The following is a 22,214-nucleotide window of genomic DNA, read 5'->3' on the forward strand; positions in this document are numbered from 1 at the left end:
AAACTTGTTTCTCCAAATGTTGTAAACGGAATCTTTATGGTCAAAAAAGGTATTTGGGATGATTTTCTTATAAATGATGATGTTTTCAAAAAGCAAAAGGATATAAATCATCTTCTTTCTGCATTTGAAAGGCTTTGCTATCTTCACTTAAACTCAATTAGAAGCCAAGAAGGAAAGCAACTTTTTAGGTACTCTGACAAAATCTCGATTGTTGCAAGACTTCATTCACAAAACATGGCAAAGTATAATTTCTTTGGTCACACAGATGTCTTTGGCCAAAGCCTTACAGATAGGTTTCAAAAGCAGGCAATTGCTTTTAAAAAGATTGGTGAAAACTTAGCAATGGGTACAAAACTTCTTCCCTTTTTTGCAAACCACCTTCTTTTGAATTCAAAAGGGCATAGGGAAAACATTGAAGGTAATTTTGAATATGCAGCAGTAGGATGTGCTGTGGATTTGAATACAGACAATGTGTATTACACTCAGAACTTTGCCAATTTGATATATTCACAAGGCAGCACTTTTGGCCGATAAAAAGGTGATTGACCAGGGAAACCCTATTCCTCTTTTAAAAGAAATATACAAATTGGAACATTATAAACTTGAAATTGTACTGTTCGCAAAAAACCAGCTTATACAAAGGTACAAGCGCCAGAAGATCTCACACCTTTAAATGATTATTTAAAGAGGTATAACTGGAAGTTTGCCGACCAGCTTGGTTCGGTTATTATCTACAAAAAGGAAGACCAGCCGCTTGCAATAAAAATGCGGATGTTTACTCAAAAGTATATTGTTTATGAACTTCACCAGTACACTCTTGATAGCTTAAAATAAAAAAGTGGAAAAATCAAATTTCAATCTTAACATGTCTTGCAACATGGCAGCAAATATTTACCGCAACAGGAAGACCTGCTATGTGTGTTGCACACTCTTCTACAAATACATCCAGTGCAGTTGTCCTGCCGCCAAACCCTTCTGGCCCTATTCCAAGTGAATTTATTTTATCAAGAAGTCTTACCTCAAGTTCTGCGATGTAAGGGTTTGGATGGCGCTGACCAATATTTCTCAAAAGTGCTCTTTTTGAAAGAATTGCAGCCTTTTCAAATGTTCCACCTATCCCAACACCAACAACAATCGGCGGGCATGGGTCAGATCCTGCTTTTTTCACTGTTTCTATTACAAAGTTCTCAATTCCTTCTGTGCCATCAGCTGGTGATAACATGCAAAGCGCGCTTTTGTTTTCACTTCCAAACCCTTTTGGCATAAAGTAGATTGTGATTCTGTCTCCTTTTACAAAGTCAAAATGGATTATTGCAGGTGTATTATCGCCTGTGTTTTCCCTTACAATTGGGCTTTTTACCATTGATTTTCTCAAGTAAAAGTCTTTATATCCCCTTGCTACAGCTCTGTTAATGGCGTCTTTTATTGAGCCTTCAACAAATACCTCTTCACCAATGTCGACAAAAAACACAGCAGCACCAGTATCTTGACAAACTGGGCGCATCTTCTGCTCTGCCATTCTGATGTTTTTTAAAAGATTTTCCAATGTATACTTTGCAGTGTCCTCTTCTGCTTCATACGCCTTTTTTAAAGCCTCTTTTATATCTTCTGGAAGTTTGCAGACAGCCTTGTTTATTGCTTCATACACCTTGCTTTCGATCACGCTTTCTGAAATTATTCTCATTCTTTTTTACTTCTCCTTTGCAATTTTATTTTTGTTTCAAATCTAAATTTTTAGTTTTAAATATTGTCTCATCATCATTATGAGAATATTGTTTTCGTATAAAAACTCAGCAAACATTGAAGTTCTGATGTAGTGCTGGACTGTTTTGAAAATTTGTGCATTGGGGAAGAAGTATATAATGCTAAATGCTATGTAGATTATTATGAGAGCTACTCCGATCCCTGCCAAAAGACCGCCAAAGCCATCAATTGTACCAATCACAGGCACTTTCCTCATAAACCCAAGCGCGTTTTTGACTGCAACTATAACAACCTTTGCTGCAATGAATGTAGCTATCATTGCAATAAAATTAATCAAAACCATTGTGGCAGCATCCTGAAGACTTTTGTTGAGAGCCTGGTGTGCCTCCATAGCAGCACCCCTGAAAAACTCTGGCACAACCGGTGAAATTGTATCCCTTATTACAACCTTGTCTTTTACGAAGTTTTCTATTGCTCCTTTTAAGACAGAAGAACTTTCAATTGCTCTGCCTACATATTTATATCCCCACACTGCCACAAACCATGAGATTATGTATGACCCAACATCAAAAGCCATTCTTAAAAGTCCTTTTTTATACCCCATCCATGCACCAATGAGTATAATTATCAAAACAACCAGGTCTGCTAAATTTGGCATTTTTAAAACTTTACCACCTTTCTTGGTAATATTCTATCCTGTCATTATAAATATAGTATAGCTTGTCTGCATTTATTACAGCTTTTACAAAGCCAAAAGAATTTACTTTCAATGTCTTGAGCTTATTCAAATTCAAAGAATAAATCCTCACTTCGTTTCCTTTTGATGTGACAATCTTGTCGCTTGTTGCACAGATTGAATCAAAGTCTTCTATCTGTTTTAAAATAAACCTTCTGAGTAGCCTATTGTAAACTAAAACCTTGTTTTTGGCAAAGAGAACATCTGTATTTCCTATTACATATTCAGGTGAAGTAGTAAATGAGAAAGCCTTTATCCTCTTTTGAAGCTTTGAGTCGTAAACTTCAAAACTTTTTCCATTGTACAAAAGTATGTAATTTTCTATGGCATAACATCTTTTTGTATTCTGAAGATCTGGTGTCAGAACCTTTGACATAAAAACTCCTCGGTTGTTCACAAAAGATAGTGCCAATTCATTTGAATCTCTTGGTTTTAAAATTGCAATTGCAAAAGAGCTGTTAAAATCACAGTCTATTACCTTTTCCTTATACTTTGCTGAGAACACAATATTTTGGTTTTTATCATACATTATTAAATAGTCTTCCTTTTCGCTTGATAAAAGCACCAAAACCCTTCCATTTTTTATTCTTATCTTTTCAATATTTGCCGGATACAATATATCCTTTTGCCACAAGTTAGAGAGTATATGAAGGTACTTGCCACCTTGAGTATATGCAGCTGCAATGTTGCCATCTGAAAATGTTTTGTGATTTTGATATGCAATGTTTGTCCACCTTAGATTGTCACCTGTAAGTCTTCCAATCTTTCCCCTGTACACTATGGCAACTCCATCTTTAATTGGTACGATATCTTCATAGTATCTTATGTTTGGATATGTCTTTTTGTACTCATAGTGAGAAAACATATAGGGATTTATAAATTCCACCCCAAACACATTGAGAGTTAAAATTATAGAAATAAGCAGGGCAAGGCATAATATGAGCTTGTACAAAAAACGAATTAATCTCATAGCTTTTCACGCCTTTTTTGTTTTTTAAAGTCTTTCCACCATCAATATGGCTATGTCGTCGTCTAAATCTGAGACAAAGTTTCTTAGGTCTCTTATCAAAAGTTCTGTGTTGATGTTTTTGATACTAAGTATTCTCTTTATAAGCCTTTTTTTGCCATACATCTCACCGTATTTGTTTTTGCTCTCAATAAGCCCATCTGAATAGAAGATTAGTTTATCATGCTTTTCAAGCACTGTCTCCTTTATCTCAAACCCCTGTTCTAAATCAATTGAAGCAATTGGCTGGCCTTTCATAGAAAACATCTTTATTTTCTTGTTAGCTCTGACCAAGATAGGTTCTGTCACATGCCCTGCACTAATCATGTTCACTTTTCCCGACTTCTTTTCCAATATTCCAAGGACAATTGTTATGTACACCTCATTGGGAAAGTTCATTTCAATAAAATCCAAAAGCACACCTTTCATAATCTCTTGAGCACTTGCTTCTATGTACGTATGTGCATTTTTTATTATACTCTGCTTTACAAAGACTGTTACCATTGATGCCAAAAGCCCATGCCCTGCCACATCTGCAACGTAAAATACAATCTTGTCGTCAATGTTTATGACATCTAAAAAGTCTCCTCCAAGCCGTTCACAAGGCTTGTAAGTATATGTGATCCTGTATCCTTCTATTTTAGGGATAACCGGCAAAAGTGATTGCTGAAGCCTCTTTGCAAATTCTAAGTCACGTTTTAGAATCTCGTTCTGGCGTCTAAGTCTTTCTTCTATTCTTCTTTGCTCTGTAATATCTCTGAACACCTCGACTGTGCCAATTACATTTCCATTCTCATCGTGTATAGGAGAGCTTATGACATAGTATACCCTGTCCTTATGAGTAGCATATTTCATAGCCCTTGTATTTTCCTTAATTGACTTTATTGCAATACACTCTTCACAACGCGTATTTTTACAAAAAAGGTCGTAGCATTTTTTGCCTGTCTGGTCGCCAAACTCTTCTTTCATCTTTGAATTGCAAAAGATAACATTCCCATCTATATCAATGACCCTCACCAGGTCTAACATTCCATTCAATATGCTTTCATAAAAGCTCTGTGAAAAATTGATTCTTTGGAAGTCCATCCTCTTACCCCGCCAATGATAAATAAATCTATCATTGGCAGGAAACCCCCCTTTCTTTTGTGATGTTTTTATTCTTTTATCTCTTTTGCAAGGTAATTTTTCCTTGCTAAGTCAATTGCCTGCATCTCTTCAGCTGAAAGCGGATACTTCGATAGACCATTTTCAATTGGCTTTGCATATATGCTTGATCCATCTCTTGAATATATGCTATTTAATACAACTCCATTGTCGTACTCATCTAAGAGGGCAATTGCAAAACTGAGTTTGCTCCCAACATTTTCAAATGCATCATACCTCACAACTCCAAGCTTCTTTATATTTAGCTTTGAGTTCTCACTGAGCACTCTGTGACTTTTATGCAAAGCCTTTAAAACCTCTTCAAAATACACTATCTTTTCATTTGTCTCTCTCAAAATCTCTTCAATTGTTTTAAAATCATCATTTTTTACAAGGGCTAAAAAACGTCTTTTTAGATTTTTATTCTTTACTGACTGAATAAGCAGTGCTATAAAAAGTATCATATTTATCGAAAGAAGTGCAATTATAATCTGGTTTGAGTAACTACTAAGAAAATCTTTCATTAACTATACTTCCTCCTTCTTTTGCAATGTTCCACGTGGAACATTTTTATGGCATGAGTATTGAGATGATCTTTTCAAGTTCCTCTTCACTGCTAAATTCTATCTCAATCTTTCCTTTTTTCTTTTTTTTATGAATCTTGACCTTTAGCCCAAATAGCTTCATAAGATTTTCCTCTAACTCTTTTAGGACCTCATCCTCAACCTCATCCTTCTTTTGTTTGTCTTTTGCCTTTACAATCTCTTCAAGTTCTCTCACACTTAAATCCTTTTCAACTACAAGTTTTGCCAAGTTCTCTCTTTCAACATCATTTTCAACAGACAAAAGCACTTTCGCATGACCTTCAGAAATCTTGCCTTCAATTATCATCTGCAATATATTTTGACCAATATTTAATATCCTCAAAGTATTTGCAATTTTTGACCTTGAAATCCCAAGCCTTTTTGCAAGTTCCTCTTGTGTATAACCATGCTCATCAATAAGCTTTTTATAAGCAAGTGCTTCTTCATATGGGTTTAAATCTTTCCGTTGAATATTTTCAATGAGCGCAATCTCAGTTGGATTTGTATAGTTGCGAACAATACAAGGGACCTTTTGAAGCCCTGCAATTTTACAAGCCCTAAGTCTTCTCTCGCCAGCAATGAGTACATATTTATCTCCTTCTCTTCTCACAACAAGAGGTTGAATGAGTCCCACATTTTTAATCGACTGAGCAAGCTCTTCAATTTCATTATCATCAAAAATCTTTCTTGGCTGTTCGTTTGAAGGTAAAATTTTATCAATCTCAATCTCTTCTATTCTCTCATCATTAGCAGACTGTATATCATTAAGACTTTCATCAAAATTCTGCACTCCGTCATCAAACAAGGCATCAAGGCCTTTCCCGAGCCGCTTTTTCATAAAAATACACCTCTTTTATGTATTCTTCTTCACTTTATTTAGGTACTCATCAGCAAGTTCTATATATGCACGTGCTCCTTTTGAATCCGGGTCATAAAAAATCCCTGGAAGTCCAAACGAAGGTGCTTCAGAAAGTCTTACATTCCTTGGAATAATACTCAAAAAGACCTTCTCACCAAAATATTTTTTTACTTCTTCCACAACCTCAAGTGAAAGATTTGTTCTTGAATCAAACATTGTTAAAACAACACCATCAATCTCAAGATGCTTGTTCAGATGTTTTCTCACAAGGTTTATTGTACTTGAAAGCTGAGAAAGCCCCTCTAAGGCATAGTATTCGCACTGAATAGGTATTATGACAGAATCAGATGCAGCAAGAGCATTTAAGGTCAAAAGTCCTAAGGAAGGTGGACAATCAATAAATATGTAATCATATTCACTTTTGACACTCTCAATAGCACTTTTTAACCTATATTCTCTTGCTATCACAGAGACAAGCTCTATCTCGCTTCCTGCTAAATTCACATTTGAAGGAAGAATATCTAAATTCTCAAATTTATCCTTTATTATAACCTCTTTTATATCAGCACTGCCTATCAGAACATCATAAATAGTCCTTTCTAAAGACTTTTTGTCAATCCCAAAACCACTTGTGAGATTGCCCTGTGGGTCACAGTCAACAGCCAAAACCTTTTTTCCCTTTTTACTTATTGCAGCAGATAAATTCACACAGGTTGTTGTCTTTCCAACTCCACCTTTTTGATTGACAACTGCCACAACTCTTGCCATCTTTTTTGCGTTTCCTCACCACTTTTTAATTAGATTATATCACAAGAATGTTCCACGTGGAACATTATGTATTTATTATTTAACAATTTTTTAACATTTTCAAAACATAGATTTAACTTTATTTAAACAAAAATTTAACATAAGTTTAATCTAAATTAAACAAATTACTACTATACTGTAAATTGATAAAACCAAACCGAGGAGGGGTTCTTAAGATGAAAAGTTTTAAGATTTCAAAAAAACTGTTTTCAGCTTTGATTTTAACTTGTTTTGCGATGTCAATTTTACTAACAGGTATCTTTGCATTTGGTCAGTCACTTTTTGTTAAGTCAAAGTCACTTCCAACAACTGTATCACAAAAACAGATTGTAATCACATTTTCTCAAGAGATCTCAAAAGGTCCGAATTTCGGAAAGATAGCACTTCTAAAAAATAAAAAGTCTAAGGTTCCAATTTCAACGTCTATAACTGCAAACAAGCTTGTTGTTGCCATCAAACAATCACTTGTCGCAAAAGCACAGTACCAACTTACAGTTCCTGCAAATGCTGTTAAAGGCTCAAAAGGAGGTTTAAATTCAGAGCTAAAATTTTCATTTATTCCACAGTCAACATCAGCAAATCTTTCTGGAAGGATACTCATTGCAGGTTCAACATCTGTTCAGCCACTTGCCGATGAGCTTGCTAAATACTTCATGCAGCAAAATCCAAAGGTTTCTATTGAGGTTCAAGGTGGAGGGTCATCTGTTGGTATAAAATCCGCTATCCAAGGCATTGTTGATATTGGAACATCATCAAGAGAACTCACAGAGGATGAGACAAGGCAGCTTTCCGCAAAAGGTTGGCAGCAGATAAAGATTGCAGAAGATGGAATAGCAGTAATTGTTCACAAGACAAATCCAGTTTCTAACTTGAGTGTTGAGCAAACAAGAGATATCTTCTCTGGCAAAATTAAAAACTGGAAAGAGGTTGGCGGTAAAAACGCTCCTATTGTAGTTGTTACACGTGAGGAAGGCTCAGGTACAAGAGGAGCATTTGAAGAGATAGTTATGGGCAAAGCAAAGATAACAGACTCGGCAATTGTCCAGCCATCAACAGGTGCTGTCAAAACAACAGTATCACAGGATGAAAATGCAATTGGATTTATTTCTCTTGGCGTTTTAGACAGTACAGTAAAAGGTGTAAAGGTTGATGGAGTTGAGCCAACTGAGAAAAATGTAAAGCTTGGAAAGTACAAAGTTAAAAGGCCATTCCTCTTCTTAGTATCAAAGAATCCAAGTAGAGTGACAAAAGCATTTGTAGACTTTGTACTATCAGATGAAGGTCAGACAATTGTCGCAAAGAATTATATCTCCGTTAAATAAAAAAATAGCAAGATAGAAGGGGGGACATACTATTAGCATGAATAAATTTTTAAAATCTAAAAAGGCTTCTATAATCTCGGTACTTCTTATTCTCTGTCTTGTTTTTAGCACCCTTGTCTTTGCAAGCCAAAACAGTAGCGAACAGTCTAACAAAGTCAAGAACGTAATACTCATGATACCAGATGGCATGACAATAGCTCACACCACTTTGGCAAGATGGTATCAAGGCGGAGAACCACTTTCAATGGATGAGATAGCATGTGGGCTTGTGAGAACATACTCAGCAAACAACCCAATAACAGACTCAGCACCAGCTGCAACAGCATATGCAACAGGATACAAAACACAAAACAGATATCTTTCCATCTACCCGGAGATTGCTTCAATGCCAGGTGTTGGTCAGGTTGAAGAAAAAGACTTCTTCAAACCAATTGTGACAATCTTAGAAGCAGCAAAAAAGTTTGGAAAGTCAACAGGCCTTGTTGTAACTTGTCAATTTCCTCATGCAACCCCTGCAGCTTTTGCTGCACACACAGATAATAGGAATGACTATGAAGGTATAGCTGAACAAATGGTTTACAATCAGGTTGATGTGGTACTTGGTGGTGGGTGGAAGTATATTGACAAAAATCAAAGAAAAGACAAAGAAGATTTAGTTCAATATTTAAGAGATAATGGATTTGTTGTAACAACAAAGTGGGAAGATTTGAAAAATGAATCGCCAAGAAAGGTTTGGGGACTTTTTGCTCAAGATGCAATGCACTATGAATTTGACAGAAATGGCACAGGCGAACCTTCCTTGGCAGAGATGACACAAAAAGCACTGCAGATTTTATCAAAAAATAAAAATGGATTCTTCTTGATGGTTGAAGGAAGCGAAATAGACTGGGCATCACATGCAAATGACCCTGTTGGTGTTGTCTCAGAGGTGTTGGCATTTGACAAGGCAGTAAAAGTAGCCTTAGATTTTGCAAAATCAAGAGATGACACAGCAGTAATAATTGCACCAGACCACAACAACGGTGGAATGACCTTAGGAAATTACTCAGCTCAAGTAGATTCTGTTTTGCTCAATGATTTCTTAAAATATATCAAAAAAGCAAAAAGAACAGGCAGCGGAATTGAAGATTTGCTTGGAAACAACAGAACAGATGAGAATATCAAAAATATAGTTTCACAATATTACGGAGTTGACAATCTCACTCAAGATGAAATAGATGCAATCAAAAAGGCGCCAGCAGGAAGGCTTAACTATGTTCTTGGTCCAATCATCAGCAAGCGTTCATATATCGGCTGGACTACAAATGAGCACACAGGTGAAGACGTTGTACTTTATGCGTATCATCCAAACGGATACGTTCCTCATGGTGTTATAGACAACACAGAAGTTTGTGATTATATGGCTGATATTTTGGGAATAGACCTTGGAAGCTTCAATGAAAATAGTTACATCTCAAATGTAGACTTAGAAGAAAAAGGTTACAATGTGACAATTGATACAAGCAATCCAAATAATATTCAGCTTGTGATAAACAGCAAGGGCAAGACATATATTGTTCCACAAAATAAGAATGTAGTAATTGAAGGAAACAAACAATATACTCTCAAATATGTAAGTGCGTATATTACAAGTGCAAAGAGATTCTTTGTGTCAAGTGAGATAGAAGAAATATTGAAATAGATTAAAGATAATTTGTGCCCTCACAAAAATGTGTGGGGGCATTTTCTTTTTAAAAAAATACCTCCTCATATTACGAGGAGGTCTGCGGGGATTTTTTATTTATTCTAACGATTATTTCGTAGTATGCTTCAGTTTTATTTTCTTTAATATCATAATTTATATCAGTCTTTTGGAAAATTTTCAAGGCCTTTTTTATGGTATTGTAAATAACCCTACAATCATTCATTGAAACCTTAATTGCTTTTCCATTTTTTGTTACTTTCTTATTGTTAAGGTACTCTGAAATTAGTCTTTCGGTCTGAGCAACTGTAAGTCCATTTTCAATTATCTTTGGAATTATGTATTTCATATCTTCCTCTGATTCAAGCTTCAAAAGAGCTCGTGCATGTCGCTCAGACAGTTCATTTTCACGAATTATCCAACGAACATCAGGAGGAAGTGACAAAAGCCTTATCTTGTTCGCAATAGCACTTTGTGTCTTGCCAACTCGTTTTGCTATCTCAACCTGAGTTAGGCCAAACTCTTCTATAAGCTGTTTGTAACCTTGCGCCTCTTCAAAAAAATCAAGGTCCTGACGCTGGATGTTCTCTATAAGTGCCAATATTGCACTTTCAATGTCTGTGACATTTATGACAATTGCTTTAATCTTATCAAAACCAAGATGTTTGCAAGCTCTAAGTCTTCTCTCACCTGCAATTAGGTAATAAACCTCACCACGTTTTCTCACAATTATTGGCTGCAAAAGCCCATAATTTTTTATTGACTCAGCAAGCCCTTCGATAAGCTTTTCATCAAAATTAGTTCTCGGCTGAAAAGGATTTGGCAAAACCTTATCTATAGGTATCATCTCAATAGTATAAAGCTCTTTTTCCATATCCAACTTGTTTGTTTGCCTAATTAAAAGTGAAAACAACTTTATAAAGCCCCTTCCTTTTTTATTCAACATTTTCTGCTAATAATATTTCTACTTCAATTTAAAATCTCCTTCTTTTTATTTCAAGATTTTTCAGACATTTTCAATCAGATTTTGACAAATTTTTTATCAACTAAGGGGCTTTTTTATTATTTGCTTTGTTTTTCTGGGAAACTCAATCGGAGTTTGTCGCAATTTTCTTATGACAATTATACTTCTTTTCTCATCTGATTCTGGCAATGTGAATTTTTCAATCTTCTCTATCTCACCACCAAGCATTGCAATTGCATTTTTGGTGCTCTCAAGCTCATCCTCACATTCAAAACCTTTCTGGGCCAAAAAAGCTCCACCAATCTTCAAAAGAGGAAGCGCGTACTCGCAAAGCACATTTAGTTTGTCCACAGCTCTTGCAAACGCAAAGTCAAAACTCTCTCTAAACTCAACCTCTTTCCCAAGTTCTTCTGCTCTTTGGCAGACAACTTCAATGCCAGATAAACCCAAATGGTCTTTTGCTTCACTCATAAAATTGCACTTTTTCTTGTTAGAATCATTCAAAACCAAGCTCATGCTTGGTTTTGCAATTTTCACAGGAATACCAGGAACTCCAAAGCCAGAACCAATGTCAATTGCGCGCACTAATTTGCCATCACCGTTTTGAAGAAATTTTATCAAAGAAAGTGAGTCTGCAATGTGTTTTATCACAAACTCATCTTCATTTTCAATTGCTGTGAGATTAAAGTGTTTATTTTTCTCAAGAACTAATTTCATAAATCTCAAAAGAAGTTCTTTTACAACAGGACTATTTTTTACACTATAAAACTCTAAAACTCTATCTAAAAGCTCCATTTTTGCCTTTGCCCCTTTTAAAAATTTAAAACTGACAACGAGCATTCTATTTAGAACCTTTTTTTGCTTGTTCAAGCCAGATTAAAAGCACCGAAATATCAGCAGGCGACACACCAGATATTCTTGATGCCTGGCCAATCGAAGCAGGTCTTATTTGAGAAAGTTTTTGTTTAGCCTCAGTTGAAAGACCAGAAATCTGATTATAGTCAACCCACTCAGGAATCTTTTTGTTCTCAAGCTTTTTGAACTGTTCAATTTGCTGTAGCTGTTTTTTGATATATCCCTCATACTTTATCTCAATTTCAACCTCTTCCTTCACAGAACGTGGCAAGTCCGGCCGCTGAGGGTCAATCTCGCGCAAAGCTTCATATGAAAGCTCGGGCCTTTTCAAAAGCTCTGATAGCTTTACACCTGTTGAAATAGGCGACGAACCATGTTCAATTAAAAATTTGTTCACCTTATCACTTGGTGCAATCACGGTCTTTTTTAAACGCTCTATCTCATCTTCAATCATTTTTTTCTTTTTCAAAAATTTCTCATATCTTTCCTGTGATATAAGCCCAATTCTATACCCAATCTCTGTAAGCCTCAAATCAGCATTGTCCTGACGCAAAATGAGTCTATATTCAGCCCTTGATGTCATGATTCTGTAAGGTTCATTTGTGCCTTTTGTTACAAGATCATCTATCAAAACACCAATATATGCCTGAGACCTGTCTAAAACCAGCATCTCTTTTCCTTTTACATACATCGCAGCGTTAATCCCAGCGATGATTCCTTGTGCTGCTGCCTCTTCATACCCAGAGGTTCCGTTTATCTGGCCTGCTGAGAAAAGTCCTTTGATTTTCTTAAACTGCAAAGTAGCCTCAAGCTGCAACGGATTTATGCAGTCATATTCAATTGCATATGCAGGGCGCATTATCTGCACATTTTCAAGGCCAATCACGCTTCTGTACATCTTAATCTGAACATCTTCTGGCAATGACGAAGACATTCCTTGAACGTACATCTCTTCAGTATCTCGTCCCATTGGTTCGATGAACACCTGATGCCTTGGCTTGTCTGCAAACCTCACAACCTTGTCCTCAATAGAAGGACAGTACCTTGGCCCAACACCCTGAATAAGCCCTGTAAAAAGTGGTGCGCGGTGAAGATTTTCTCTTATTATTCTATGAGTCTCCTCTGTTGTATATGTCAAATAGCAAGGGACTTGCTCTATTTCCAGTGTCTCGTGTTCAAACGAAAATGGAGTTATAACCTCATCACCGAGCTGTATTTGCATCTTTGAAAAGTCCAAAGACCTTCTGTGCACCCTTGCAGGAGTACCTGTTTTGAACCTCATCATTTCAATCCCAAGCTTTTTGAGACTTTCTGTAAGGTACTTAGCTGGGTGCATACCATCAGGCCCACCATCATACACAGTCTCACCTATTATAATCCTGCCACCAAGAAATGTGCCAGTGGCAAGCACAACCGCTTTTGCCCTAAAAATTGCACCAGTTGTGACCTTTACACCAGTGACTTTGCCATCCTCAACCAAAATATCACAAACCTCGCCCTGTCTGATGTCAAGGTTTGGCTGGCTCTCGAGCACCCTTTTCATATACAGTTTGTATCTTGCTCTGTCACACTGAGCTCGAAGTGAGTACACAGCAGGACCTTTTGCCCTGTTGAGAATCCTCACCTGAATGGCTGTTGCATCTGCAGCTTTTCCCATCTCACCGCCAAGCGCATCTATCTCACGCACCAAGTGACCTTTGCCAGTGCCGCCTATGCTTGGGTTGCACGGCATATTCCCGATTGAATCTAAGTTTATAGCAAACACAATTGTTTTCAAACCAAGTCTTGCGCAAGCTAAAGCTGCCTCACACCCTGCATGACCTGCACCAACAACCGCAACGTCATACTCTCCTGCAATAAATTCCATCTTTCAGCTTCTGCCCCCTTTAAAAACTTTAAAACTTACAGTCTTGCCCAGAAGTAGATCTAATATTCATTTCCCAATACAGAACATTGAAAATATCCTATCAACCATGTCTTCTGTGACGTTTTTGCCTGTTATCTGATATATGCTATTAAGTGCGTTTTTGAGGTCAATTGATAGAATGTCAAGCGGAACACTGTAGAGGTTTTGCTTTGCAGAAGCCAAAAACTCTTTTGCTTTTAAAAGAAGTTCTTTGTGTCTTAAATTTGTTATCAGCACTTCATCAAACCCTTCAATATTTTGTTCCAAAATAGCCTCTTTTATTGTCTTTTCAACAAGCTCTAAATTCTCATCCTTTGCAATGGAAATGAATATTCCTTCTTTGCCAAAAAGCTTTTTTAGCTCATCCTGTGATATATTTATACCCTTATCAGTTTTGTTTACTAAGACTATATATTTTTTATTCTTTATGCTACTGAAAATCTCAATATCCTCCTTAGTAATCCCATCTGACTCAACCATGAAAATCACAAGGTCAGCTCTCTCAACGCTCTTGAGAGTTCTCTCAACACCAATTTTTTCTACGACATCCTCTGTCTGCCTCACACCTGCTGTGTCAACAAGGATAATTGGTATTCCCTCGATGTCTAAAACCTCTTCAATTACATCTCTTGTTGTGCCAGGGATGTCTGTGACAATTGACCTTTCTTCTTTCAATAGTCTGTTTAAAAGAGAAGACTTTCCAACGTTTGGCCTTCCGACAATTACTGTGTAAATTCCACTTTTTATTGCTCTTCCTGTTTCATATGTCTTCAAAAGCCTATCTATCTTTTCTAAAGCAGTATCAATGCTTTTTTCAATCTCGTGTGGAGATATCTCATCAACCTCGTGTTCAGAAAAGTCAATTGACGCTTCAATTGAAGATATTAAATTTAGCAAAATCTCTGCTATCTCATCTATCTTTTTGCTAAGAACCCCTTTTAACTGTTTTGCAGCGTTTTTTTGCAAAAGCTCTGTTTTTGAATTTATTATATCAATTATAGCCTCTGCCTGCGACAGATCAAGCCTGCCGTTTAAAAACGCCCTTTTTGTAAACTCGCCGGGCATTGCATGGCGTGCCCCATTTTTTATAACCGCTTCTAAAATTCTTCTCAAAACAACCATGCCACCGTGAGACTGAATCTCAACAACATCTTCACCTGTGTACGAATGAGGCGCTTTGAATTTTATCAAAATGGCCTGGTCAATAAACTCGTCATTGTCATACACCTCAACCAAAGCTGCATATCTGACAGGTATATCATAAATGCTATTGAATCTTTTACTCTTTATTATTTTCCCTGCAACTTCAATTGAATTCTGCCCAGAGATTCTAATTATCCCAATCCCGCCAGTGCCAATTGGGGTTGAAATTGCTGCAATTGTATCAAATTCCATATTTACAATACCCCTTTTTTGAAAGTTTTCAAGATACAAACAAAGCAGGGTAAAAACTTACCCTGCTTCAAGCACTTTTTTATTTTAAAGTTATAACCACTTTTCTATATGGTTCTTCTCCTTCTGAGTAAGTTGTCACAAACCGGTGGTTTTGCAGTGTTGTGTGTATAATTCTTCTTTCATACGGTGTCATTGGTCTTAGCTTAATACTCTTTTTGCTTCTTGCAACTTTGTCTGCAAGAGAAAGTGCAAGACGTCTGAGTCGTTCTTCTTTTTTCTTTCTGAAGTTCTGACAGTCAAGGATTATTCTCACAGATTCCTCCTCAGGTGCCCCCCTGTTCACAATAATACCCGTCAAAAACTGAAGCGCATCTAAAACCTCACCGTCTTTACCAATTAATTGATAGGTATTCTTCCCAAATAGATTTACTTTTATGAACTCCCCATCTTTTAATATGTCCATCCTCTCAATCTTAACATTCATCTTGCTACACACTTCTGACAAAAACTCTTGAATCTTCTCCTCAGGCGTTTGTTTGAGTATGACCTTTACCTTTGCTGGCCTTGCTCCAATTATCCCCAAAAGTCCTTTTGACCCCTCGTCAATTACCTGAACCTCAACCTTTTCACGCGAAACACCAAGTTCTTTTAAAGCAAGCTCAACAGCCTCATCTACCGTTTTTGCTATTTTTTCTACACATTTCATAAACTGTCTCCTCCAAAAAGAAATTTTACATTATTTCTTTTTCTTTTTACTGCTCCCTTGCGACCTTGTCATTTGCTGTTTTAGCTTTTCAAGCTCTTTTTTCCTCATCTGCTCTTCTCTTTTCTGCTCCTCTTCTTTTTCCTGTTCTGCCTGCCCTTGTTTTTCCAAGTCTTCATCAGAGCTCTCTTTCCCCAGCTTTTCCTGTTCTTTGTTCACACCATCTTTTCCCTGCTGCATTTTAGCTTGATTTTCAAGCTGCTTTTTCTTCTCCTCTTCCTCTTTCTTGTGCTTTAGTTTCTTGTAAACAACTTCATTCGCAATGAACTGCTGCAGGATTGAAAACAGGTTTGTTACCGTCCAGTACACAACAAGTCCGGCTGGTACCTGCAGTGCAATAAAGTATGACATAAGAGGGCTGAAAATCATCATTGTCCTGTTCATACCTTCTGCCATTGCGTTTGACTGAGATTGAGCATACTGTGGATTGAATCTTTTCTGGCTGTTTGTGGAAAACCATATTGATAAAAACATTGTAGCAGCACTTAAGATTGGCAAAACAATAAGCTCTTTTTGAGCAAGGTTAATACCAAAAAAGTGCATGTCAAGTCCAAGCTTTTGTGCTTCGTTGATTATTGTCTGAGTTATTGCATACCCAGCTTTCCCTTGAACAAGGTCTCTTACGTACTGATGGGTTTTTCCCAAAACGTAAACAAGCGGATTTTGGAATACATAGTAGAGCGCAAACAAAATGGGAATCTGAACTAAAAGCGGCCAGCATCCACTTGCAGGATTGTACCCTGTCTCTTGATAGAGCTTTAGCATCTCTTCTTGCATCTTTCTCTGGTCGCCTTTGTACTTTTGCTGGATTTCCTGGATTCTTGGTGCAACCTCTGCCATTTTAGATGTTGAGGCAATTTGCTTTATATACAGCGGAAGAAGCAGCCCTCTTACAATCAATGTAAGAAGGATAATGGCTATTCCATAGCTTCCTGGAATATTTGCTCCATGTAAAAAGTCATATATTAACTTCAAAAGTCTCCCAAGTGGAATCGCTAAGAAATCAAGCCATGTAGGATTCAAAACCTTTTCCTCCTTGATTTTGCTAATTGTGATATTTTATTTTAGCGGATCATATCCTCCTGGATGAAATGGGTGACATTTTATAATTCTTTTAAACCCAAGCCACAGTCCATAAAATCCATACTTTTCTATAGCCTGCAAGGTGTATTCTGAGCATGTAGGGTAAAACCTGCAACTTGGCACAACCTTCATAGGAGATATAACCTTCTGATAAAATCTTATCAAAAATTTTATAATCAGTAAAATATATTTTCTTACCTTCATCTTTCATTCCTCTTTGAAAAGTCTAAGCCTTTTGAAGGCTCTCTCAAGCTCATCCCTGTAGTCTTTTAAACATATCTCTCTTGCCTTTATCTTTTCTTCCTTTGTCTTTCTTGCCAAAACAACAATGTCAAACCCTTTTTTTATTCTCTCAAAATTTTCCAAATACCATGCTTTTACAATTCTTTTAAACCGATTTCTTGCGGTAGCTTTGCCAAGCTTTGATGACATTGAAACGCCAAGTCTACTGTACTCCAGCCCGTTCTTCAAAGAGTACACAACTACATTTTTCTCTGCTGCAAACCTTCCTTTTCTGATACATGCCTCAAACTCTTCACTTTTTTTGATACTTACTATCTTTTTCATCTCTTTGTTTTCCTTTACATTGCCCTTCTTATGCACTTGTCTTGTATCACATAACATTGTGTTTTTAAGCAAAAAGACCACCTTTGAAGTTGAGAGTGGTCTTTTTTACACAGCAAGTCTCTTTCTACCTTTTAATCTTCTTCTTTTGAGAACCTTTCTTCCGCCTCTTGTTCTCATTCTAACCAAAAAACCGTGTGTTCTCTTTCTTCTCTTGTTATGTGGCTGGTATGTTCTTTTCATATTATTCCACCTCCTACAATAAAATTTTCAAAAATTTTCTATGATTTTAACTGCGTGGTTGCCACTTTTATACTTACTTATAATAAAACAAGATTTATTATACTGCAAATGATATTAAAAAGTCAAAGGGGGTTTTAGAGGAACTTTCGATATTATTCAAAACTTCTTGAATACACGCCTTTAAATCTGGAGAGAATATCAAATAGAAAAAAAAAGACTTTAAGAGCAAAGAATGAAGAAAAACAACTTGTCGCAGACAAAGTCTATCTCAACAAGCTATGATCAGAATTTAGAGAACGTAAAAAGTGAATTTGGAAATTTTAGTGACCTTATTATAAGAGAGTTCAAAATTGGACCCAAAAAAGACATAAGAGCATTTTTAGTAATGGTTGATGGACTTGTTGACAAGCTTGTTATAAATGAACATATTTTAAAGCCACTTATGAAAGATACTTATCTATATCAAAACCAGCAATACACACCTCAAGATTTGTACAAATTTATTAAAGATTGTATCCTGTACAGTCACTGTATAACAGAAGAATTTGATTATGCAAAGACTATTCATAGTATCCTGTGCGGGGATGTTGCCCTTTTTGTTGATGGTATTGACAGAGCGCTTTTAGTATCTGTGCGCGGATGGGAATCACGTGGAATTGAAGAGCCAAATACAGAGGTTGTTGTAAGAGGACCTCGTGAGGGATTTACAGAAAATTTACGAACTAACACAGCTCTAATCAGAAGAAAGATTCGCGACCCAAAGCTCAAAATAGAATCAATGAAGATAGGTAGAATTTCAAAGACAGACATCGCAATATGCTATATTGAGTCAATTGCCAAAAAAGAGCTTGTAGATGAGGTAAAAAGAAGGCTCGAAAAGATTGACATGGATTATATCTTAGAGTCAGGGTACATTGAAGCATTTATAGAAGATGGTAAATACTCCATCTTTTCTACAGTTGGAAACTCTGAAAAACCTGACGTTGTTGTTGGAAAGTTAATGGAAGGAAGGGTTGCTATCCTTGTTGATGGCACACCTTTTGCTCTAACCGTGCCATACCTTTTTGTTGAGGCTTTTCAAACAAGCGAAGATTATTACTCAAGACCATATTATTACAGTATAGTCAGGCTTTTGAGATACTTTTCGTTTTTTGTGTCAACAACACTGCCGGCAATTTACATTGCTATAACAACATTCCATCAAGAGCTTTTGCCAACATCGCTTTTGATAAGCATTGCAAGTGCCCAGGCAGGAATACCTTTCCCATCTTCAGTTGAAACACTGACCATGCTTCTTATATACGAAATCTTGAAAGAAGCTGGTGTTAGGCTTCCTCGACCTGTTGGTCAAGCAATATCAATTGTGGGCGCCCTTGTAATTGGTGATGCAGCAGTGTCAGCAGGACTTATCGGTGCACCAATGGTTGTAACAGTTGCATTTACTGCAATCTCCACATTCATGATTCCTGCTATCTCAGATGCGTGTACAATCATAAGGTTTGCATGTGTTATTATGGCGAGCATTTGCGGTCTTTATGGGATAATGCTTGTGTGGATTTTAATGTTAATTCATCTTTGCCATCTTAAGTCTTTTGGAGTAAACTTCCTTGCACCAATTGCACCTACAATCTTGCATGATTTAAAAGATGTCTTTGTTCGCTTCCCATGGAATATACTCAAGAAAAGACCTATTGTTTTTACCAAAAAATTTTAAAATCATTTTGAGCTAAAACTGTAAAAACTTTCACATAGGTGGTTTTGAAAAATGTCAAACTCAAGAATCACATACAACCAATTTTTATGCCTTTTTTTTGTGAACAGAATAGTAATGGTACTTACATTCTTGCCAATATTCAATGCACCACCAAAAAATCAGGATGTGTGGTTGTCTGTTGTGTTCATGTATCCATTTTCAATCCTAAGCTCACTGCCACTTATATATCTTTGCAATATGTTTCCCAACCATACATTTACAAATATTTTAAACATTGTTTTTGAAAAGCTTGGAAGTATAATTGCAATCTTTTACCTTTGGTTTTTCTTTCACATAACAGCAATCCAGATAGGCCAGTTCGTAGAGTTTATGGCAACTGCAGTAATGCCAGAGACATCTATTTTGTTTTTAATAATCGCAATGTTGATTGTCTCTTCATATGCTGTGTACAAAGGACTTGAGACCTTGGCAAGATTTTCTCAAATCACAACATTTATAACAATCTTCAGTCTTGCTATAATCATGGTAATTTCAATCAAGTTTGTGGACCTTTCGGCTCTAAAGCCTGTCTTTGAAAAAGATATAAGCCAGCCTATAATTGGTGTAATATACCTTTGTTCTCTAAGTTCTGAGATAATCACAATTGGTATGATAAATCCTTATATAGTGAACTACCATCCACCTGAAGAGGTGGAGGCTTTAGTGAGAAGTTTGGCAGCATCTTAAGCCACCCTTATTCTCACAGGGTGGTTCACACACCCACTACTGGCTATCTGCTTTACTGCAGACTCACCAGCTACCTTCAAAAGTATATTTATCGCACCATTTATATCTGCATTCACTACATTTCTACAGCCCTTGCATACATACAGTCCCCTGTGTTTCCTATTGCTCTTATCTACTATCCCACACCTGCTACATCTTTGTGATGTAAAGCTTTCATCCACCTCCATATATCTTATGCCATAATACATACACTTTGATTTTAGCTTCCTCTTGAACTTATCATACGGTATCCCCACAAAATTTTGATTGTTTATAGCCCCAAGCTCTATCCCCTGTTTTATACCTTTCATTCTGCCAACAACTACTGCAGATATTTGATTGTTCAAACAGTGCTTAATTATCAAATTCACAGCCTGATTCAAAAAATTCTCAATTATATGCTGTCTTTTGCGAGAAACTAAAGCAAGTTTTCTGCCACATTTTATCCCCTGCTTGCTGTAAATCGACTGAAGTCTTGCCCTTTGTTTGTTGTACCATCGGTTGACTGATTTTAAAAACCTGCCTTCTATCAAAAAGGCAGTCCCGATGGTATCAACCACCGCTGCAAAATTGTCAAGCCCTAAGTCTATCCCTAAATATCTGCTCAAATCATAAACTTTAAATTGCTGCCTCTCTTCATACACATACTCAATCTCAAACCATCTACCATTAAATCTTGGTACTATCCTGACCTCTTTAAGCTTTTTACCTAAAACAGTTTGTGGCAACCCAAAATACAAATACCTTACACCAAACTCCTTTGCAAACTTTCTGCCAAGACTTAATCGTATTTTTTTGTCTTCTATTTTGAACTGGTCCTTGGAAAAAACTATCTGATACATCCCATCCTTCGGCAGGTATTTGGGTATTGAAACTTTTTCTTCTATCTTCCTTTCTTTTTTGGCTTTCAAAAGACTTAGAAAAGATTTAAAAGCCTCATCCACTGAAATAAGTGTTTGCTGGGCAACCTGCGATGGCAAAAGTCTGTAGTTTTCATTTTCTTTTACAAGATGATATACACTTTCATATCGCAGACATTGCTGAGTTTTAAAGTAGTGTTGTCTTATATGGTATAAGGCATAGTTGTACAGGTTTTTTGAAAAGTGGCAAAGTCGACGAAGCACTCTATATGTTTGTTTATCACATCTTATATGATTTTTCTGAGTTCTGTACATTTTAATCACCTGAGGAATATTATATCATATTTTTAGCAATTCATCTCCATCTTGTAGAAGATGGAGTCTTCTTGCTTTATTTTTGATAAAGATTTACGAGTTTGTAAAAATGACAAACACAAAATCAAAAGTAGGATTTGCTCCTTTTGTCGAAATTAAAAGACCTATTGCCCTATCGTCTGAAAACTACATGTTTTTTGTCTCAAAAACAGCCGTGTTTGACAACTTTAAGCTTATTGGTTATCTAAATCACAATGAAACAAGAGGAGTTTTGTGGGTCTTGAACAAGATAAAAAGCGGGATATATCCAATTGAGAATAAAAACTGGTCAATTTCGCTTGAGCTTATCCACAGCAGCAATAAAATCCTTACAAAAAATGCCAAAAATAAGGTTCTTTTTAAAATAGAGATAATCTCAGAGGTAAATCTTGGGGAAAAGGAAAAGGGTCTTCAGTTTACACAAAAAAACATAGAAGAAGTCAAAAAAGAGTTTTCAAAGAGCATCTCAAAAGACATAAACCAAGCTCTAAAAAAATCGTTTGAACTCAGAGCTGATATACCACATTTTCAGGATATATACTACATCAAGTACAAAAAACCATTAAAATTTGACAAACAAAGAATAGCCGTGAGCATTACTGTCAAACCTTTTATAAGACGGTTTGGAATGCTAAAAAACTGAAGTAGGGTGATTCTTTTAAGATGAACATCTTTTTTATAGTCTTAGGATATACCTTGGCCGCTCTGATTCAATATAAAATTTTAAAATCAAGGTATTTACAGAAGGAGATGTTTTTTACCTTTTCTTTAATTTTAACAGGGCTTTTTTTGAGCCTTTTTATAACCATCCAGAAAATTGTTCCAAACCCTCACAAACTGATTGAATTTCTTATTGAAAAGCTTTACTCAATCTTTTGAGTGTAAAAAAACAATATGTAAACCCAT

24 protein-coding genes are annotated in these 22,214 nt (G+C 36.4%); 7 read left to right on the forward strand and 17 right to left on the reverse strand.

The window, feature by feature from the left end:
* Positions 1 to 534, forward strand: a 534-nt coding sequence (locus H964_RS06200; RefSeq protein ID WP_039765751.1) for a CAP domain-containing protein, incomplete at its 5' end; no start/stop codon positions are given.
* Between the two features lie 313 nt (positions 535 to 847).
* On the opposite strand, the gene H964_RS06205 is transcribed toward H964_RS06200, so the two are convergent.
* The 7 genes from H964_RS06205 to H964_RS06235 all read right to left on the reverse strand — a co-directional run bounded on the left by H964_RS06205 (position 848) and on the right by H964_RS06235 (position 6,800).
* On the reverse strand, positions 848 to 1,684 hold the full coding sequence (locus H964_RS06205) for a fumarate hydratase (protein ID WP_039765753.1): 837 nt from the start codon (positions 1,682 to 1,684) through the stop codon (positions 848 to 850).
* 42 nt (positions 1,685 to 1,726) lie between these two features.
* Entirely contained in the window at positions 1,727 to 2,362 is a 636-nt protein-coding gene (locus tag H964_RS06210; protein WP_039765756.1) for a CvpA family protein, read from the reverse strand.
* Positions 2,363 to 2,372: 10 nt separating this feature from the next.
* On the reverse strand, positions 2,373 to 3,410 hold the full coding sequence (locus tag H964_RS06215; RefSeq protein WP_039765759.1) for a hypothetical protein: 1,038 nt from the start codon (positions 3,408 to 3,410) through the stop codon (positions 2,373 to 2,375).
* Positions 3,411 to 3,434: 24 nt separating this feature from the next.
* The gene (locus H964_RS06220; protein ID WP_039765760.1) at positions 3,435 to 4,532 is read right to left on the reverse strand and encodes a SpoIIE family protein phosphatase; all 1,098 of its coding nucleotides are present in this window, start codon (positions 4,530 to 4,532) and stop codon (positions 3,435 to 3,437) included.
* 68 nt (positions 4,533 to 4,600) lie between these two features.
* Positions 4,601 to 5,113, reverse strand: a complete 513-nt coding sequence (locus tag H964_RS06225) for a DUF4446 family protein (protein WP_039765763.1) — start codon at positions 5,111 to 5,113, stop codon at positions 4,601 to 4,603.
* A 46-nt stretch (positions 5,114 to 5,159) separates the two neighbouring features.
* Entirely contained in the window at positions 5,160 to 6,011 is an 852-nt protein-coding gene (locus tag H964_RS06230) for a ParB/RepB/Spo0J family partition protein (protein WP_039765765.1), read from the reverse strand.
* A gap of 15 nt (positions 6,012 to 6,026) precedes the next feature.
* A complete protein-coding gene (locus tag H964_RS06235; RefSeq protein ID WP_039765768.1) occupies positions 6,027 to 6,800 on the reverse strand; it encodes a ParA family protein in 774 nt (257 codons plus the stop codon).
* 215 nt (positions 6,801 to 7,015) lie between these two features.
* On the opposite strand from H964_RS06235, the gene H964_RS06240 reads away from it, so the two are divergent.
* Complete coding sequence (locus H964_RS06240) at positions 7,016 to 8,161, forward strand: phosphate ABC transporter substrate-binding protein (RefSeq protein ID WP_039765770.1); 1,146 nt, start codon at positions 7,016 to 7,018, stop codon at positions 8,159 to 8,161.
* A 37-nt stretch (positions 8,162 to 8,198) separates the two neighbouring features.
* Entirely contained in the window at positions 8,199 to 9,842 is a 1,644-nt protein-coding gene (locus H964_RS06245) for an alkaline phosphatase (protein WP_039765774.1), read from the forward strand.
* 70 nt (positions 9,843 to 9,912) lie between these two features.
* On the opposite strand, the gene H964_RS06250 is transcribed toward H964_RS06245, so the two are convergent.
* The 9 genes from H964_RS06250 to rpmH form a co-directional block, all read right to left on the reverse strand.
* The gene (locus H964_RS06250) at positions 9,913 to 10,755 is read right to left on the reverse strand and encodes a ParB/RepB/Spo0J family partition protein (protein ID WP_051109311.1); all 843 of its coding nucleotides are present in this window, start codon (positions 10,753 to 10,755) and stop codon (positions 9,913 to 9,915) included.
* Positions 10,756 to 10,884: 129 nt separating this feature from the next.
* Positions 10,885 to 11,601, reverse strand: coding sequence for a 16S rRNA (guanine(527)-N(7))-methyltransferase RsmG (gene rsmG, locus H964_RS06255; protein WP_039765817.1), 717 nt, complete (start codon positions 11,599 to 11,601; stop codon positions 10,885 to 10,887).
* 46 nt (positions 11,602 to 11,647) lie between these two features.
* Positions 11,648 to 13,528 (reverse strand): tRNA uridine-5-carboxymethylaminomethyl(34) synthesis enzyme MnmG, encoded by a 1,881-nt coding sequence (mnmG, locus tag H964_RS06260; protein WP_039765778.1) that lies wholly within the window; start codon positions 13,526 to 13,528, stop codon positions 11,648 to 11,650.
* Between the two features lie 66 nt (positions 13,529 to 13,594).
* Positions 13,595 to 14,962 (reverse strand): tRNA uridine-5-carboxymethylaminomethyl(34) synthesis GTPase MnmE, encoded by a 1,368-nt coding sequence (gene mnmE / locus H964_RS06265; RefSeq protein ID WP_039765780.1) that lies wholly within the window; start codon positions 14,960 to 14,962, stop codon positions 13,595 to 13,597.
* 79 nt (positions 14,963 to 15,041) lie between these two features.
* Positions 15,042 to 15,668 (reverse strand): RNA-binding cell elongation regulator Jag/EloR, encoded by a 627-nt coding sequence (jag, locus tag H964_RS06270; RefSeq protein WP_011918254.1) that lies wholly within the window; start codon positions 15,666 to 15,668, stop codon positions 15,042 to 15,044.
* A gap of 30 nt (positions 15,669 to 15,698) precedes the next feature.
* Entirely contained in the window at positions 15,699 to 16,748 is a 1,050-nt protein-coding gene (locus H964_RS06275) for a YidC/Oxa1 family membrane protein insertase (RefSeq protein WP_011918255.1), read from the reverse strand.
* A gap of 36 nt (positions 16,749 to 16,784) precedes the next feature.
* A complete protein-coding gene (yidD, locus tag H964_RS06280) occupies positions 16,785 to 17,012 on the reverse strand; it encodes a membrane protein insertion efficiency factor YidD (protein ID WP_039765782.1) in 228 nt (75 codons plus the stop codon).
* Positions 17,013 to 17,015: 3 nt separating this feature from the next.
* Positions 17,016 to 17,447: a ribonuclease P protein component gene (gene rnpA / locus H964_RS06285; protein ID WP_011918257.1), complete on the reverse strand. Its 432-nt coding sequence runs from the start codon at positions 17,445 to 17,447 to the stop codon at positions 17,016 to 17,018.
* Between the two features lie 33 nt (positions 17,448 to 17,480).
* Positions 17,481 to 17,615, reverse strand: coding sequence for a 50S ribosomal protein L34 (gene rpmH, locus H964_RS06290; protein WP_011918258.1), 135 nt, complete (start codon positions 17,613 to 17,615; stop codon positions 17,481 to 17,483).
* Positions 17,616 to 17,847: 232 nt separating this feature from the next.
* Here rpmH and H964_RS06295 point away from each other — a divergent pair, with 232 nt between their 5' ends.
* The gene (locus H964_RS06295) at positions 17,848 to 19,329 is read left to right on the forward strand and encodes a spore germination protein (protein ID WP_039765785.1); all 1,482 of its coding nucleotides are present in this window, start codon (positions 17,848 to 17,850) and stop codon (positions 19,327 to 19,329) included.
* 51 nt (positions 19,330 to 19,380) lie between these two features.
* Positions 19,381 to 20,055, forward strand: a complete 675-nt coding sequence (locus tag H964_RS06300; RefSeq protein WP_039765822.1) for a GerAB/ArcD/ProY family transporter — start codon at positions 19,381 to 19,383, stop codon at positions 20,053 to 20,055.
* Here the strand turns inward: H964_RS06300 and H964_RS06305 are convergent.
* Positions 20,052 to 21,269 (reverse strand): RNA-guided endonuclease InsQ/TnpB family protein, encoded by a 1,218-nt coding sequence (locus H964_RS06305; protein ID WP_039765787.1) that lies wholly within the window; start codon positions 21,267 to 21,269, stop codon positions 20,052 to 20,054. The genes H964_RS06300 and H964_RS06305 overlap by 4 nt on opposite strands.
* Before the next feature lie 109 nt (positions 21,270 to 21,378).
* On the opposite strand from H964_RS06305, the gene H964_RS06310 reads away from it, so the two are divergent.
* Both H964_RS06310 and H964_RS06315 read left to right on the forward strand, forming a co-directional pair.
* The gene (locus tag H964_RS06310; RefSeq protein ID WP_237738226.1) at positions 21,379 to 21,951 is read left to right on the forward strand and encodes a Ger(x)C family spore germination C-terminal domain-containing protein; all 573 of its coding nucleotides are present in this window, start codon (positions 21,379 to 21,381) and stop codon (positions 21,949 to 21,951) included.
* 20 nt (positions 21,952 to 21,971) lie between these two features.
* The gene (locus H964_RS06315; protein ID WP_039765789.1) at positions 21,972 to 22,187 is read left to right on the forward strand and encodes a hypothetical protein; all 216 of its coding nucleotides are present in this window, start codon (positions 21,972 to 21,974) and stop codon (positions 22,185 to 22,187) included.
* Positions 22,188 to 22,214 lie beyond the last annotated feature (27 nt).

Origin of the sequence: Caldicellulosiruptor sp. F32, from assembly GCF_000404025.1 — a bacterium.
Classification (GTDB): Bacteria; Bacillota; Thermoanaerobacteria; order Caldicellulosiruptorales; family Caldicellulosiruptoraceae; genus Caldicellulosiruptor; species Caldicellulosiruptor saccharolyticus.

Bases quoted from the DNA above. Each gene is read 5' to 3' on its own strand.
- mnmG (WP_039765778.1), bottom strand. From the start codon at position 13,528: ATGGAATTTATTGCAGGAGAGTATGACGTTGCGGTTGTTGGTGCAGGT.
- H964_RS06295 (WP_039765785.1), top strand. From the start codon at position 17,848: ATGAAGAAAAACAACTTGTCGCAGACAAAGTCTATCTCAACAAGCTAT.
- H964_RS06235 (WP_039765768.1), bottom strand. From the start codon at position 6,800: ATGGCAAGAGTTGTGGCAGTTGTCAATCAAAAAGGTGGAGTTGGAAAG.
- mnmE (WP_039765780.1), bottom strand. From the start codon at position 14,962: ATGGAATTTGATACAATTGCAGCAATTTCAACCCCAATTGGCACTGGC.
- H964_RS06230 (WP_039765765.1), bottom strand. From the start codon at position 6,011: ATGAAAAAGCGGCTCGGGAAAGGCCTTGATGCCTTGTTTGATGACGGA.
- H964_RS06245 (WP_039765774.1), top strand. From the start codon at position 8,199: ATGAATAAATTTTTAAAATCTAAAAAGGCTTCTATAATCTCGGTACTT.
- H964_RS06310 (WP_237738226.1), top strand. From the start codon at position 21,379: ATGACAAACACAAAATCAAAAGTAGGATTTGCTCCTTTTGTCGAAATT.
- H964_RS06240 (WP_039765770.1), top strand. From the start codon at position 7,016: ATGAAAAGTTTTAAGATTTCAAAAAAACTGTTTTCAGCTTTGATTTTA.
- H964_RS06305 (WP_039765787.1), bottom strand. From the start codon at position 21,269: ATGTACAGAACTCAGAAAAATCATATAAGATGTGATAAACAAACATAT.
- H964_RS06315 (WP_039765789.1), top strand. From the start codon at position 21,972: ATGAACATCTTTTTTATAGTCTTAGGATATACCTTGGCCGCTCTGATT.
- H964_RS06300 (WP_039765822.1), top strand. From the start codon at position 19,381: ATGTCAAACTCAAGAATCACATACAACCAATTTTTATGCCTTTTTTTT.
- H964_RS06220 (WP_039765760.1), bottom strand. From the start codon at position 4,532: ATGGACTTCCAAAGAATCAATTTTTCACAGAGCTTTTATGAAAGCATA.
- H964_RS06215 (WP_039765759.1), bottom strand. From the start codon at position 3,410: ATGAGATTAATTCGTTTTTTGTACAAGCTCATATTATGCCTTGCCCTG.
- rpmH (WP_011918258.1), bottom strand. From the start codon at position 17,615: ATGAAAAGAACATACCAGCCACATAACAAGAGAAGAAAGAGAACACAC.
- H964_RS06210 (WP_039765756.1), bottom strand. From the start codon at position 2,362: ATGCCAAATTTAGCAGACCTGGTTGTTTTGATAATTATACTCATTGGT.
- H964_RS06205 (WP_039765753.1), bottom strand. From the start codon at position 1,684: ATGAGAATAATTTCAGAAAGCGTGATCGAAAGCAAGGTGTATGAAGCA.
- rsmG (WP_039765817.1), bottom strand. From the start codon at position 11,601: ATGGAGCTTTTAGATAGAGTTTTAGAGTTTTATAGTGTAAAAAATAGT.
- jag (WP_011918254.1), bottom strand. From the start codon at position 15,668: ATGAAATGTGTAGAAAAAATAGCAAAAACGGTAGATGAGGCTGTTGAG.
- H964_RS06225 (WP_039765763.1), bottom strand. From the start codon at position 5,113: ATGAAAGATTTTCTTAGTAGTTACTCAAACCAGATTATAATTGCACTT.
- yidD (WP_039765782.1), bottom strand. From the start codon at position 17,012: ATGAAGGTAAGAAAATATATTTTACTGATTATAAAATTTTTGATAAGA.